Below are 13565 nucleotides of genomic sequence, written 5' to 3' on the forward strand. Positions count from 1 at the left end.
GCTGCCCGGCGTCGTGCCGTGGAGGGACGGGCATGACCCGGGGCGCTCAACCCCGTCATGCCGTGGGCCGGCGCGACGTGCTGCGGCTGTTCGGGCTCGGGGCCGTCGCCGCCGCCGGGGCACAGGGGTGCTCGCTGCTGACCGGCACCCCGCAGCCGCAGCTCCTGACCAGCGCGGCCCCGCTGCCCAGGCCGTACGCGGTGCCGCTGCCGATCCCCGAGGTGGCCAGGCCGGTCCGCAGCGCCGGCGAGGTGGACTTCTACGAGCTGACCGGGCGGGCCGCGGAGGCGGAGCTGCTGCCCGGCCTGCGCACCACCGTCTGGGGGTACGGCGGCACGTTCCCCGGCCCCACGATCAGGGCGCGCAGCGGGCGGCGCACCGTCGTCAAGCTGACCAACCGGCTCGGCGAGCCGACCGTCCTGCACCTGCACGGCGGGCACACCCCGCCGGAGTCGGACGGCTTCCCGACGGACCTGGTGGCGCCGGGCGCGTCACGCGAGTACGTCTTCCCGCTGGAGCAGCGGGCCGCCACGCTCTGGTACCACGACCACCGCATGGACTACACGGGGCCGCAGGTCTGGCGCGGGCTGGCCGGGATGTTCCTGGTCGGGGACGCGGAGGAGGAGGCGCTGCCGCTGCCGTCGGGCGAGCGGGACGTGCCGCTGCTGATCTGCGACCGGTCGTTCGCGGCCGACGGCACCCTGCTGTACCCGGCGCTGGAGGGGCGGCCGGGGGTGCGGGAGGCGTACATGGGCGGGGTGCTCGGGGACGTGATCCTGGTCAACGGGGCGCCGTGGCCGGAGCTGCGGGTGGCCAGGGCTCGGTACCGGCTGCGGTTGTGCAACGCGTCGAACGCGCGGGCGTACGAACTGTCCACCGGGGGTGCGATGGTGCAGATCGGCAGCGATGGGGGGCTGCTGGCCTCGCCCAAGCCGGTGCGGCAGATCAGGCTGGCGCCGGGGGAGCGGGCCGACGTGGTCGTGGACTTCTCGGCGTACCGGGTGGGGCAGCACGTGGAGCTGCGGAACCTGGCGGGGGAGGGCGCGCAGGCGCGGGTGATGCGCTTCGCGGTCGACCGGGATGAGTCGGACGACTCCGCGGTGCCGGCGCGGCTGTCCACGGTGGAGGCGCTGGATCCGGCCAGGGCGACGGTGACGCGGGACTTCGAGTTCAGCAGCGGGAGCATGCACGGGGGCACGGGGTGGCTGATCAACGGCCGGCCGTTCGACGCCGCCCGGATGGAGGCCAGGCCGAAGCTGGGCGACATCGAGATCTGGCGGCTGACCAGCGACGTGGCGCATCCGGTGCATCTGCATCTGGACCAGTTCCAGGTGTTGTCGGTCAACGGCGAGCGGCGGCAGGGGGCGCCGGAGTGGAAGGACACCGTGGAGCTGCGCGACGCCCAGACCGTCGAGATCGTCACCCGGTTCACCGACTACCGCGGCCGGTACGTGCTGCACTGCCACAACCTGGAGCACGAGGACATGGCCATGATGGCCGCCTTCGAGGTCGTCTGACCCCCGGCTCTCAGGCGGGCAGGCGGTCGGATCTGGGCCAGACGTAGTCGAGGTCGTCCGGCTCCTCGTCCCCGAAGACGGGCCGGTAGAAGGCCGGGTCCTTGCGCAGCAGGGCCGAGCGGTGGCTGAGGTGCAGGCGCTCGTCGCCGAGCCAAGGCGGCAGCTCGCCGGCCGCCGCCAGCTCGTCCTGCACCCGGATATCCGGTGTGCCGCGGAGCTGGGTCAGCTCGGTCGTCATCGTGCCGGCGCAGGTGTCGGCCCGCCCCAGGGAGCACCAGTGGCGGCACATCTCCAGCCCGTACCGCACGAGCGCCTCCTCGTACCCGCTCCACATCTTGACGACCGGGTGGTGCCGCCAGCCGTAGTTGGGGACGGTGAGGGCGCGCAGGACCTGGAGGGTCTCGACGCGCTGCTTGCCCAGGCGCAGCGGGTCGAGGACCCCCGCTGTCGCCACGAAGTCGGGATATGGCAGGAACGTTTGCATCTGTACCCCCGCTGACGTGCTCCTTCTCGCCGGATCGTATAGACCGCCCGGCAACCGAAGCTCACAATCGGGGCCATGGGAGATCCTTATGTCGGCGCACGGACGCCGCGCAGGGAAGACGCCAGGCTGCTGACCGGCAAGGGCAGGTACGTGGGCAACGTCCGCCTGCCCGGCACACTGCACGCCCACGTCGTCCGCAGCCCCATCGCCCACGGCCGGCTGCTCGGCTGTGACGCCAAGGCCGTCTGGGCCGTCGAAGGGGTGGTCGACGTCATCACCCCCGCCGACGCCGCCGGCCTCCGCCTGCCCTGCGTGAACGTGCTGCCGGGCCAGCGCCTCACCTCCTATCGGGTCCTGGACGACGTCATCAGGTACGCCGGCCAGCCCCTCGCCCTCATCGTGGCCCGCACGCCGGAGGCCGCCAGGGACGCCGCCGACCTCCTCGACCTGGACCTGAACGAGCTGCCCGCCACGGTCGGCGCCGAGCGGGCGCTGGAGGCGGAGCCGCTCCACCCGGAGCTGGGCACCAACGTGATCACGGACTTCGCGATGGGCGACGAGGACTGCCTGGCCGCCGTCGAGGGGGCCGAGCACGTGGTCGAGATGGTGTTCAGGATGGGCAGGGTCTCGCCGTACCCGCTGGAGACGCGCGGCGTGGTGGCCGCGTACGCCGACGACGAGCTGACCGTGCACATCTCCTCGCAGGCGCCGCACCACGTGCGCGAGCACCTGGCGAACGCGTTCGGGCTGCCCCACGACCGGGTACGCGTGATCAGCCGCGACACCGGCGGCGGGTTCGGCGCCAAGGAGCACCTCTACCCCGACGAGGCGCTCGTCTGCTGGGCCGCGATGCGCGCGGGCCGCCCGGTGACCTGGTCGGAGGCGCCGGGCGACCGGCTGTTCGCCACCCTGTCGGCGCGGCAGGCGGTGCACAGGGCGCGGCTGGCGCTGGACGGCGACGGGCGGTTCGTGGCCATGTACGTGGACGTCCTCGGCGACCTGGGCGCGCACCCGGGCAACACCGGCGGCTCCACGTTCGCGGTGACGGCCACGCTGCTGCCGGGGCCGTACCGGTTCGACCGGTTCGGGGTGCGGGTGCGCGGCGTCGTGACCACGACCGCGCCGTTCGGCTCCTACCGCGGCTTCGGCCAGCCGGAGGCGGCGCTGACCAGGGAGCGGCTGATCGACGAGGCGGCGCGCCGGCTCGGCATCGACCGGATCGAGCTGCGGCTGCGCAACATGCTGGGGCCGGAGGAGCTGCCGTTCACGACGGCCGTGGGCCAGACGTACGACTCGGGCGACTATCCGCGCGCCCTGCGCACGCTGTGCGACCTGGTACGGCCTCCCGATCGCCCGGATGACGGGCGCAGGCGCGGCGTTGGGTACTCCTGCCACGTCGAGACCACCGGCCTGGGCCCGTCGATGGACCTCAAGGCCATGGGGGCGGAGTCGGGCGGCTACGAGACGGTCGTGCTGCGCATGGAGCAGGACGGCGCCGTGGTGGTGTCGGCGGGGGTGGTCTCGATCGGGCAGGGCATCGAGACGGCGCTGGCCCAGCTCGCGGCGGACCGGATCGGGGTGCCGATCGAGCGGGTGCGGGTGGTGCTGGGTGACACGGCGACGACGCCGTACTCGTCGATCGGGTCGATCGCGAGCCGCTCGCTGCCGGTCGGCGGCGGGGCGCTCACCAGGGCCGCGACCAAGCTGCGCGACAAGCTGCTGGCCATCGCCGCGCACCGGCTGGAGGCGGCGCCGGAGGACCTGGAGGTGGCCGACGGCGCGGTGCGGGTGAAGGGCGACCCGCAGACGGCGGTGCCGCTGCGGGAGCTGGCGACGTCGGCGTGGCGCGGCTGGGACCTGCCCGAGGGGGTCGCGCCGGGCCTGGAGGAGCGCGACAGCTACGACCCGCCCGGCTACACCTTCTCGTACGGGGCGCACGCGGCGGCCGTGGCCGTCGATCCGGAGACGGGAGGGGTCGAGCTGGAGGGCTACTGGGTGGTCAACGACGCCGGGGTACTGGTCAACCCGGCCGTCGTGGAGGGGCAGATCATGGGCGGCGTGGCGCAGGGCATCGGCCAGGCGCTGACGGAGGAGATCGTCTTCACCGACGACGGTCAGCCGATCGTCGAGTACCTGCCGCCGACCACCAGGGAGGTGCCGGACATCCAGGTCGTGATGTTGCAGACGCCCTCGCCGGTCACGCCCGGCGGCATGAAGGGCGTCGGCGAGGCGGGCACGATCGGCCCGCCGGCCGCGATCGCCAACGCGGTGGCCGCCGCCCTGCCGGAGATCGCCGGCCGGATCACGGACGTGCCCCTCACCCCGGCCGCCGTGTGGACCCTGCTACAGGCGGCCGAGTAGGTACCTCACTCCTCGTCGATCGGTTTGGGGCGGGACGGCCGCATGCTCTCGGCCAGTCCCGCCTTCCTGCCCTGGCGGCGGTGCTGCTGCATGCGCTCGTCCTCGGTGCGGCCGGGCGCGGGATCGACGGGCACCGACCGGAGCACCTCGGCCATGCTGGCGTACTCGCCGAGCGGCAGCGACCGCAGGGCGCGCTCGGCGTCCTCGCCGGCGCCGTGCGCGTGGGCGTGCGCGACGATGCTCTCCTTGTCGGCCGGGAAGTCGAGACTGTTGAGCGCCTCACGCACCGGGCGGGTGTCATGCAGTTTCATGCAGCCCCACTACCCGAGTTACGGACACTGGCCTAAAAGAATTGGTGATATTTCACCGAAAATTCGACCCAAACAGCGCTCTCGTACGTACACGTTTCGACTGCGTTGTACGTCAACCCATAGGCAGGTCCTCTTGTTAAGCGAAAGGCGCATCCGCTGCCCCTCAGTACAGGAAAGAGACGCCATGACCAGGCTGCGATCGACTCGCCGGAGCCGGAAGCAGGTTGCGTGGCCGCTGTACGAGGACGCGCGCACGGTCGGTCAAGTTCGGGCCCTCGTGCGTACGGAATTGTCAGAACTCTCCCTTTCCTCCGATCTCGTTGACGACGCCGTGCTCATGGTGAGCGAATTGATCACCAATGCGTTCATGTACGGCGAAGGCCCCTACGAACTCGTCCTCCACGCGGACGAGAGAGACATCATGTTCGTGGTCCTGGACAGCAGCCCCATCCTGCCCTCCCCGGCGCCGCACGACCTCGGCGCCGAGCACGGGCGCGGGCTGCGCATCGTGGCCAGGCTCTCCGACGGCTTCTACGGCTGTCACCCCCAGCGTTACGTCACGCAGCCCGATCTGGTCGGCAAGGCCACCTGGTTCGCGCTGCCGCGCGCCCGCACGACGGGCAACGTGGTACCGATAAGGGCGGGCGTCTGACTTTTGTCGCCGCTGTCCTCTACGCTCCCCAGCAATTGATCACGGCCCAATTCTGGAGATGCGCGGACATGACCTATCTGGAGCTGTCTGAGGACGGCGGCGGGGCGCACAAGTTCTACGAAGTGATCGTGGCGGGCACCGACGTCACGATCACGTACGGCCGCATCGGCGAGTCAGGACAGGCCAAGGTCACCTCGTTCCCCACGGAGGCCAGGGCCCAGGCCGCGGCGGCCAAGAAGCTCGCCGAGAAGACCCGCAAGGGCTACGCCCCCGCCGTGCGCGGCGTGCGCCAGCGCCGGGCCATCACCCGCAGGGCCATCACCAGCACCCGCTCGACCGCCCAGCAGGCGCCCGTGCTGTGGCGCTTCGACAGCGGGGCCTCCGCGTTCGGCATCTTCGTGGACGGCGAGCGCTGCTGGGTCGGCAACCAGCGCGGCGACGTCTACACCGTCAGCCACTCCGGCACCGTGACCGGCCGCTTCCGGCTGCCCGACGGCGTGAAGTGCATCGTGGCCGACGACTTCTGGATCTACGCCGGCTGCGACGACGGCCGCGTGTACGACCTGAGCGGCAAGGTCCCCAGGTCCGCCTACGAGATCGCCGCCGACGTGGACATCTACTGGCTAGACATCCACGACGGCGTGCTCGGCGTCTCCGACCGGGCCGGCCGGGTCACCGCGATCGACTACGAGGACGAGTTCCAGTGGGCGCGCAACGGCGGCGGCGACTCGGCCTGGATGGTCAGGTGCGACGCCGACTCCGTCTACTTCGGCCACTCGCGCGGCGTCGCCCGCTACGACGTCTCCGACGGCACCCCCGTCTGGGAGACCAAGGTCGCCGACCAGGTGCTGTTCGGCTGGCAGGAGGAGCACTCGGTCTACGCCGGCACCGGCCGCCGCACCGTGCACCGCCTGGCCAAGGGCGACGGCCGGGTGGAGGCCGTCTACCAGTGCGACGGCGCCGTCTACTCCTGCGCCACCTCGCCCGGCGGCCGGCACGTCTTCGCCGGTGACAACCACTCCTCGGTCTACTGCTTCGACGCCTCCGGCGAGCGGCTGTGGAAGCTCGCCACCGGCTGCGGCTCCGCCTTCTCCATGCAGTACCTGGACGAGCGGCTCTACATCGTCACCACCGACGGCACCCTGGCCTGCGTCGACGCCGGCGAGGCCGCCATCGCCGCGGCCCGCACCGGCAGCGTGCCGCAGCCGGTGGACGTCAAGGCGGCGGCCACGCTGGAGGCCGTCGAGCCGTCGATCGTGCTGGAGACGGCGAGTGACGCGGGCGACGGCGTGGTGGTGGAGTGCGTCAGCGAGGGCGAGCGGCTGCGGGTGCGCGTGGTCACCCCCGGCTACGAGACGTGGAACGTGCAGTTCCCCAAGGAGATCCGCGAGGCGGGCGCCCGCTACCTGGTGGACGGGGTGCGGTCGGCCGGGCGTGGCGGGTTCTACCGGGCGTACGGGGAGATCCGGCGGCTCGTCTGACCGGCCTCATCCGCGGCGCGGCCCCCTGACGGCCACCAGCACCAGCAGGGCCGCCACGACGCCGGTGACCGCGCTGGCCAGGTAGACGTCGTTGAGCGCGGCGTACCCTCCGCCGTCCCGGTAGAGGAGGCCGAGCAGGGCGACGCCGAGCGCGTACCCGAGCTGCCTGACCGTGTTGACCGTGCCCGCCGCCATGCCGGCGCGCTGCGGCGGCGCGTACGTCATGGCGGCGGAGCTGAGCGAGGGGACGGCCAGCCCCACGCCCAGGCCGGTGACGGTCAGGCCGGGCGCCAGCGCGGCCCAGCCGGAGTGCTCGCCGAGCAGGCCCTGCAGCAGCGCGCCCGCGCCGATCAGCAGCAGCCCGCCGCCCAGGGCGACCCGCGGCGACAGGCCGGGGAACAGCCGGGAGACGACCACCGACGACACCAGCGACGTGGCCGCCATCGGCGACAGCGCCAGCCCCGCCATCACCGGGCCGAGCCGCAGGTCCTGCTGCAGCCAGAGCGAGGTGAAGGCCAGGCAGGCGAACGCGGCCGGCATCAGCAGCCCCGCCCCCGCCATGATCCCGCTGAACGACCGCCCGGCGAACAGCCGCAGGTCCAGCAGGGGATGCGCGCCGCGCGACTCGGCCACGAGGAAGGCGGCGAAGGCCGCCGCGGCCACGGCCAGCGGCACCAGCGCGCGGGCCGCCGCCCAGCCGTGCTCGCCCGCCTCGATCAGCCCGTACGTCAGCGCCCCCGCCGCCAGCGTGAACGTGGCCATGCCCGCCCAGTCGAGCCGGGCCCCGCCGGGCAGCCGCGACTCCTCCACGCCCCGCAGCGTCAGCCAGGCGGCGACCAGGCTGATCGGCAGGTTCACCAGGAAGATGGCCCGCCAGTGCAGGTGCTCGGTGAGCAGCCCGCCGAGCACGGGCGCGACCGCCGCGGCGGCCCCGTTCACGCCGCCCCACACGCCGAACGCCAGGCCGCGCTGCCTGCCGTGGTAGGTGGCGCTGATGAGGGCGAGCGTGGTGGCCATCATGGCCGCGGCGGCGACGCCCTGCACCACGCGGGCGGCCAGCAGCAGCCCGCCGCCCGGCGCCAGCCCGCAGGCGAGCGAGGCCAGCGCGAACAGGGCCAGCGCCCCCAGGTAGACCTTGCGGCGTCCGGTGTGGTCGGCGTAGGAGCCGGCGGCCAGCAGCAGCGCGGCCAGGGCCAGCGCGTAGCCGTCGAGCAGCCACTGCGCGTCGGTGAATGACATGCCCAGGTCGGCCGTGATGCCGGGCAGCGCGACCATGACGATGGTCACGTCCACCAGGAGCATGAAGGCGCCCAGGCAGGCGGCCACCAAGGGGGCCCAGGAGACGGTGGCCGTCTCCGGTGCTTGTGTTCTCGTCATGGCGACCACGGTGCGGCTCCGATGGGGGCAATCCCTACTCTATGCGACCCTTCTGGCGGTTTTCCGTGTCGGCTAGCTTGTGATGGTGGAAATCATCGAGCTGGACGAGGTGGATCGCGGCCTGCTGCACGCGTTGCAGGTGGACGGCAGAGTCTCCTTCAGCCGCGTCGGCGAGGTGCTCGGGGTGTCGGACCAGCGGGTGGCGCGCCGCTACCGGCGGCTGCGCTCCACCGGCCTGCTGCGGGTGGTCGGCGTCGTGGACGGGCGGCGCCTCGGCTACGAGTCGTGGGCCATCAGGCTGCGCTGCACGCCCGACGCGGCGGTGGCGATCGCGGAGGCGCTCGGGCGGCGGCAGGACACGTTCTGGGTGCACCTGCTGTCCGGCGGCACGGAGATCTCCGCGGGCACGTTGCAGCGCACGGCGCGCGAACGCGAGTCGCTGCTGCTCGGCAAGCTCGCCAGGACCAACCGCGTGCTCTCGGTCACCGCGCACAGGACGCTGTACACGTTCGTGGGCGGGCGGGTCGGCTGGCAGGGGCTGGCCGTGCTCTCCCCGCAGCAGGTCGCCCACCTGGCGGAGGGCCGCCTCTACCGCAGGCGGGAGAACGAGCAGATCACGCTCGGCCCCGGCGACCAGGCGCTGCTGGACGAGCTGTCCCGCGACGGCCGCACCGGCTACGCCGACCTGGCGGCGGCCACGGGCTGGTCGGAGTCGACCGTCAGGCGGCGGATGGAGCAGCTCTGCTCGGCTGGCGCGCTCTTCTTCGACATGGACGTGCTGCCCGCGCTGCTGGGCTACCAGGTCGAGGCGCAGTTGTGGATGTCGGTGCCGCCCGCCGAGCTGGACGCGACCGGCCGGGCGCTGGCCGGCCATCACGAGGTGGCGTTCGCGGGCGCGACCACCGGGCCGACCAACCTGACGGCCAGCATCGTCTGCCGCGACGGCGATGCGCTCTACCGCTACCTCACCGACAGCCTGGGCGCGCTGCCCGCGATCCGGCACATCGAGACCGCGCCGATCATCAGGACCGTCAAGCGGGCGGGAGCCGTGCTGCCCCTCTGACGGGTGGGCAGGCCCTACCGCCGGTTCTGCGGCGGGCGTGATAATCGAGGCGTGTGGCTACCGACCAGGCGATTAGTCCTCCGGTTCGGCGGCGTGGCCGCGGCCGGCACCCTGGGGGCGCTGGCGCCGGCGCGGGCGGCGCACACGCCCGACGACACGTTCGTCCTGCTGCGCCGCCGCTGGCGGGAGGTGACGGCGGGCCCCGGGCACGACTCCGAGCGCTACCGGGCCCGGCTGGCCGCACTCGGCCGGGCCGCCGCCCGCCACCGCGCGACGATGGCGCCGAAGCCCGGCTCGCTCTGGCCCGACCAGGCGTTCCCCTCGTTCGTGGCCACGCCCAGACGGCTGCGGGTGATGGCGCAGGCGTACGCGCTCGGCCTCGCCGGCGCGGACCTCGCCGGAGCCGTCGCCGAAGGCGTGGAGCACTACCTCCGGCACGTGTACCCGGCGGGCGGAAAGGCCACAGGCAACTGGTGGCACTGGCAGATCGGCGTGCCGAAGGCGCTGATGGACGCCTCCGTGCTGGCCGGGACGTGGAGCCCGGCGCTGGCCGAGGCCGTCGACCACTACGTCCCGCCGAGCCGCCTGCGCCGCTACTCCGGCAACAGCACCGCCGCGAACCGGGTGGACCTGTGCGTGGTGACGCTGCTGCGGGCCATGCTCGACGACGACCACGCCAGGGCGGCGCTGGCGGTGTCGGCGCTGTCGCCGGTGTTCGCGACGGTCTCGGAAGGGGACGGGTTCTACCGGGACGGGTCGTTCATCCAGCACTCGTGGGTGCCGTACCAGGGCGCGTACGGGGTGACGCTGCTGTCGGGGCTGGCCACGCTCCACGCGGTGCTGCGCGGCTCGCCGTGGCAGCTCGCCGACCGGCGGATCTTCGACACGGTCGAGCGCTCGTTCGCGCCGTTCGTGCACGACGGCGCCTGCATGGACCTGGTACGCGGGCGCAGCGTCGGCAGGCGGCCGTTCGGCGACCACGAGCGAGGCCGGGAGATCGCCGCCGCCGTGCTGCTGCTCGGCGAGAGCGCCACGGGCGAGCAGCGGGCGCGCTGGCAGGCCATGGTCAAGGGGTGGGCGGTGCGCGCCACGTACCAGCCGATGCTGGAGCACGCCGCCGAGCCCGCCTTCCACGCCCGCCTGGCGACGGTCATGGCCGACGACGCGATCCCGGCGGCGGCCGAGCCGGTCGGGCACCGGCTGCTGCCGATGAGCGCCAGGGCTGTGCACCGGCGGCCCGGCTGGTGCGCGGCGCTCAGCATGGCCTCGCACCGCGTCGGCCACTACGAGCACGGCAACGGCGAGAACCTGCGCGGCTGGCACACCGGCTCGGGGATGCTCTACTGGTGGGCCGAGGGGCACGGCGACCAGTACTCCGACTCCTTCTGGCCGACCGTGGACCCGTACCGGCTGCCCGGCACCACCGTGTCCACGCTGCGGCTGCCCGACGGGGCCGGTGCGGGGTGGGGCGACACGCGCACGCCGTGGCGGTGGGTCGGCGGGGCGAGCGACGGCGCGTACGCGGCCGTGGGGCAGCACCTGAGCGGCCTGGAGAGCACGATGGAGGCGTTCAAGTCGTGGTTCTTCCTCGATGACGCGGTCGTCTGCCTGGGCGCGGGGATCACCGGGGCGGACGGGGTGGCGGTCGAGACGATCGTCGACAACCGCAGGACCTCCGGGCGGCTCACGGTGGGGCGGGGGTGGGCGCATCTCGACGGGCACGGGGGTTACCTGGTGCCGGGTCAGGAGCTGCGGACGCTGCGGGAGCGCCGGGAGGGCCGCGAGTACGCGACGCTCTGGCTGGACCACGGCGTCGATCCGCGTGCGGGCTCCTACGCCTACCTGCTCCTGCCGGGTGCGGGGGAGGAGGAGACCCGGGCCCGCGTCTTGGCGCTGCCCGGCATGCCCGCTGGGCCTGCGCCCGCCGCGGGCCTGGTGCGGGTGCTGGCCAACTCGGCCCGGCTCCAGGCCGTGCACGTGCCGGGCCTCGGGCTCACGGCCGCCTGCTTCTGGAACGCCGGGACGACCGGCGGCCTCACCGCCTCCGCCCCCTGCGCCGTCCTCACGCGCGACCTCCCGGACGGCGTCACGGCCGTGACCGTCGCCGACCCCCGCTGCGACCTGGAAGAGCTGACCCTGACCTGGACCAGGCCGGTGACGGCGCTGCTCGGCGGCGACGCCCTCCTGACCGGCGGCGGGCTCAGGTTCGAGCGGCTGTCCGGCCGGGAGGGCGCCTCGACGACGGTCACCGTGCGGCTCGGCTGAGCCTCATCCCGGGTCGCCGCTGATCCGCGCCCGCCGGTACTCCTCGACCACCAGGTCCGTCAGCTCGGTCAGCGAGGTCTCCGCCGTCGGCCTGTCGAACGTGATCGTCCCGTGTTGCAGCAGGTTGACCCGGTCGCACACCTCCAGGATCTGCGCGTGGTTGTGCGCGATGATCACGATGGACATCTCGCCGCGCGCCTTCAGGTCGCTGACGAGATCGAGGATCATGGCGCCCTCCTTGGCGCCCATCGCGGCCAGCGGCTCGTCGAGCAGCAGGATGCGCGAGCGCGAGTAGACCGAGCGGGCCACGGCGATGGCCTGCCGCTGCCCGCCGGACAGCTTGGCCACCTCGACGTCCACCGACGGGATGCGCACGCCCATGGCCTGGAGGTGCTCGGTGGCCAGCTTGCGCATCCGCCGGTTGTCGAGCAGCCGGGCGAAGCCGATGTGCTCGCGGCCCAGGAACATGTTGTGGTAGACGCTCAGCTCGTTGATCAGCGCCAGGTCCTGGTAGACGATGTCGATGCCGAGCTCACGGGCCTGCCGCACGGATTTGAGCGTCACCTCCGCGCCGTCCAGCAGGATGCGGCCCGCGTCTGGCTGGTGGAACCCGCACAGCAGCTTGACCAGCGTGGACTTGCCCGCGCCGTTGTCGCCGATGAGCCCGAGCACCTCGCCGCGCCGCAGGGTCAGGCTGACGTCCCGCAGCGCCGTGACCGCGCCGAAGCGCTTGGCCAGCGATTCCGTACGCAGCACCTCGGTCATGTCCGCCCGGCCCTTCGCAGCCTGGTGAGGGTGACGTTCGCGATCATGGAGAGCAGGATCGCGCTCCCCAGGATGAGGAAGTAGGGGTTGGCGGAGATGCCGATGAGGTTCATCCCGTTCTGCAGGATGGCCAGGACGAGCGCGCCGAGCGCGCCGCCGACGATCGTGCCCGAGCCGCCGGCGAGCGCGGTGCCGCCGATGACGGCGGCGGACACGGCGGTGAACATGAGCCCGGTGCCGCCGCCGATGTTCGGGTCGATGGTGTGGATCCGGAACGCCTCCATCACCCCGGCGAACGCCCCCAGAGTCCCGCCAATCATGAAATTTCCGATTTTGATGCGGCTGGTGCGTACCCCTGCCTCCGAGGCACCCAGGAGGTTGCCCCCGGCCGCGATCGTGTGCAAACCCCACCTCGTCCGCGTCAGCACCACGTGCAGCACGGTCACGACGCCCAGCGCCCACCACAGGTGCGCCCACGGCGCGGCCCCCAGCCACGAGCCGATGGCTCCGTCCACAGCCTGTGGAATCTCGGCCGGGTACGCGTGCGACGTCGTCAGCACGATCCCCGTCACCACGTAGAACGTGCCCAGCGTGGTCACGAACGACGGCACCCGCAGCACCACGGTCACGAACCCGTTCCCGAGCCCGATGACCGTCCCGGTCAGCAGCGCCAGCAGGATCGCCGGAACGGCCGGGACGCCCCAGAAGTCGATCGCGTAGTGCATCATGAACGGCGCCAGCGCCGCCACCACCCCGACCGACAGGTCGATCTCCCCGCTGACCAGCAGCAGCACCGTCCCGCACGCCACGATCGCGGTGGGCGCGGCGGCCTGGGTGATGTTGACCAGGTTGTCGCGGGTCAGGAACACCTCGGTCACCGACGTGAAGTACAGCCCCAGAGCGACCGCGACCATCAGCACCCCGGCCTCGCGGTGCCGGAGGAACTGCTCGCGCAGGCTACGCATGGGGGATGGCCCCGGACCGTTCGACGACCTTCTGCGCCGTGTCCGAGCCCTCGAAGCGGGTCTTCGTCGTCTGGTACGGGTCCACGTTCTCCTTGGTCACGAACAGCAGACCCGTATTCGTCTCCGACGGGTACAGCAACCCGCCGGACAGCTTGTACAGATACAGGTAGAGCACCGGCAGGAAGCCCTGAAGGTAAGGCTGCTGGTCGATGGTGTAGTCGAGATCGCCCGACTTCACCGCCGCCAGCGTCTCCGGCACCAGATCGAACCCGCCGGCCACCTTCAGCCCCTTGGCCCGCATCGAGTACTTCTTCACGGTCTGCC

Annotated in this window: 11 protein-coding genes and 1 pseudogene; 6 read left to right on the plus strand and 6 right to left on the minus strand. The window is 72.6% G+C overall.

What is annotated here, in order from left to right; translation table 11 throughout:
* The first annotated feature begins 32 nt into the window (after positions 1-32).
* Positions 33-1517 carry a multicopper oxidase family protein gene (locus tag ABD331_RS42510; RefSeq protein ID WP_344488243.1) on the plus strand — a complete coding sequence of 495 codons (1485 nt, stop codon included), beginning with the start codon at positions 33-35 and terminating at the stop codon, positions 1515-1517.
* Positions 1518-1527: 10 nt separating this feature from the next.
* On the opposite strand, the gene ABD331_RS42515 is transcribed toward ABD331_RS42510, so the two are convergent.
* A complete protein-coding gene (locus tag ABD331_RS42515) occupies positions 1528-2001 on the minus strand; it encodes an MSMEG_6728 family protein (RefSeq protein ID WP_344488245.1) in 474 nt (157 codons plus the stop codon).
* A 75-nt stretch (positions 2002-2076) separates the two neighbouring features.
* Between ABD331_RS42515 and ABD331_RS42520 the strand changes: the two genes are divergently transcribed.
* Positions 2077-4362 carry a xanthine dehydrogenase family protein molybdopterin-binding subunit gene (locus tag ABD331_RS42520; protein ID WP_344488248.1) on the plus strand — a complete coding sequence of 762 codons (2286 nt, stop codon included), beginning with the start codon at positions 2077-2079 and terminating at the stop codon, positions 4360-4362.
* A 5-nt stretch (positions 4363-4367) separates the two neighbouring features.
* Here the strand turns inward: ABD331_RS42520 and ABD331_RS42525 are convergent, their stop codons facing one another.
* Positions 4368-4673, minus strand: a complete 306-nt coding sequence (locus ABD331_RS42525; RefSeq protein WP_344488250.1) for a DUF2795 domain-containing protein — start codon at positions 4671-4673, stop codon at positions 4368-4370.
* 184 nt (positions 4674-4857) lie between these two features.
* Between ABD331_RS42525 and ABD331_RS42530 the strand changes: the two genes are divergently transcribed.
* Together ABD331_RS42530 and ABD331_RS42535 are read left to right on the plus strand one after the other, a co-directional pair.
* On the plus strand, positions 4858-5325 hold the full coding sequence (locus ABD331_RS42530; RefSeq protein WP_344488252.1) for an ATP-binding protein: 468 nt from the start codon (positions 4858-4860) through the stop codon (positions 5323-5325).
* 68 nt (positions 5326-5393) lie between these two features.
* Positions 5394-6806, plus strand: coding sequence for a WGR domain-containing protein (locus tag ABD331_RS42535; protein ID WP_344488253.1), 1413 nt, complete (start codon positions 5394-5396; stop codon positions 6804-6806).
* 6 nt (positions 6807-6812) lie between these two features.
* Here ABD331_RS42535 and ABD331_RS42540 read toward each other — a convergent pair whose 3' ends face one another.
* Positions 6813-8183, minus strand: coding sequence for a DHA2 family efflux MFS transporter permease subunit (locus tag ABD331_RS42540; RefSeq protein ID WP_344488254.1), 1371 nt, complete (start codon positions 8181-8183; stop codon positions 6813-6815).
* 82 nt (positions 8184-8265) lie between these two features.
* On the opposite strand from ABD331_RS42540, the gene ABD331_RS42545 reads away from it, so the two are divergent.
* Both ABD331_RS42545 and ABD331_RS42550 read left to right on the plus strand, forming a co-directional pair.
* A complete protein-coding gene (locus ABD331_RS42545; RefSeq protein WP_344488255.1) occupies positions 8266-9246 on the plus strand; it encodes an Lrp/AsnC family transcriptional regulator in 981 nt (326 codons plus the stop codon).
* 51 nt (positions 9247-9297) lie between these two features.
* Entirely contained in the window at positions 9298-11511 is a 2214-nt protein-coding gene (locus tag ABD331_RS42550; protein ID WP_344488257.1) for a polysaccharide lyase 8 family protein, read from the plus strand.
* Positions 11512-11514: 3 nt separating this feature from the next.
* Here the strand turns inward: ABD331_RS42550 and ABD331_RS42555 are convergent, their stop codons facing one another.
* From ABD331_RS42555 to ABD331_RS42565, 3 genes and pseudogenes are all read right to left on the minus strand, one after another.
* Positions 11515-12276 (minus strand): ATP-binding cassette domain-containing protein, encoded by a 762-nt coding sequence (locus ABD331_RS42555; RefSeq protein WP_344488259.1) that lies wholly within the window; start codon positions 12274-12276, stop codon positions 11515-11517.
* On the minus strand, positions 12273-13241 hold the full coding sequence (locus tag ABD331_RS42560) for an ABC transporter permease (protein ID WP_344488261.1): 969 nt from the start codon (positions 13239-13241) through the stop codon (positions 12273-12275). The genes ABD331_RS42555 and ABD331_RS42560 overlap by 4 nt, the downstream gene beginning before the upstream one ends.
* Positions 13234-13565: pseudogene (locus tag ABD331_RS42565) on the minus strand (hypothetical protein); the annotation flags it as partial. The gene ABD331_RS42560 and the pseudogene ABD331_RS42565, both read right to left, overlap by 8 nt.

The organism is Nonomuraea monospora, from assembly GCF_039531895.1.
Classification (GTDB): Bacteria; Actinomycetota; Actinomycetes; order Streptosporangiales; family Streptosporangiaceae; genus Nonomuraea; species Nonomuraea monospora.

Coding starts and splice junctions, on each gene's coding strand:
- ABD331_RS42525 (WP_344488250.1), bottom strand. CDS start 4,673: ATGAAACTGCATGACACCCGCCCGGTGCGTGAGGCGCTCAACAGTCTC.
- ABD331_RS42535 (WP_344488253.1), top strand. CDS start 5,394: ATGACCTATCTGGAGCTGTCTGAGGACGGCGGCGGGGCGCACAAGTTC.
- ABD331_RS42540 (WP_344488254.1), bottom strand. CDS start 8,183: ATGACGAGAACACAAGCACCGGAGACGGCCACCGTCTCCTGGGCCCCC.
- ABD331_RS42530 (WP_344488252.1), top strand. CDS start 4,858: ATGACCAGGCTGCGATCGACTCGCCGGAGCCGGAAGCAGGTTGCGTGG.
- ABD331_RS42545 (WP_344488255.1), top strand. CDS start 8,266: ATGGTGGAAATCATCGAGCTGGACGAGGTGGATCGCGGCCTGCTGCAC.
- ABD331_RS42555 (WP_344488259.1), bottom strand. CDS start 12,276: ATGACCGAGGTGCTGCGTACGGAATCGCTGGCCAAGCGCTTCGGCGCG.
- ABD331_RS42560 (WP_344488261.1), bottom strand. CDS start 13,241: ATGCGTAGCCTGCGCGAGCAGTTCCTCCGGCACCGCGAGGCCGGGGTG.
- ABD331_RS42510 (WP_344488243.1), top strand. CDS start 33: ATGACCCGGGGCGCTCAACCCCGTCATGCCGTGGGCCGGCGCGACGTG.
- ABD331_RS42515 (WP_344488245.1), bottom strand. CDS start 2,001: ATGCAAACGTTCCTGCCATATCCCGACTTCGTGGCGACAGCGGGGGTC.
- ABD331_RS42520 (WP_344488248.1), top strand. CDS start 2,077: ATGGGAGATCCTTATGTCGGCGCACGGACGCCGCGCAGGGAAGACGCC.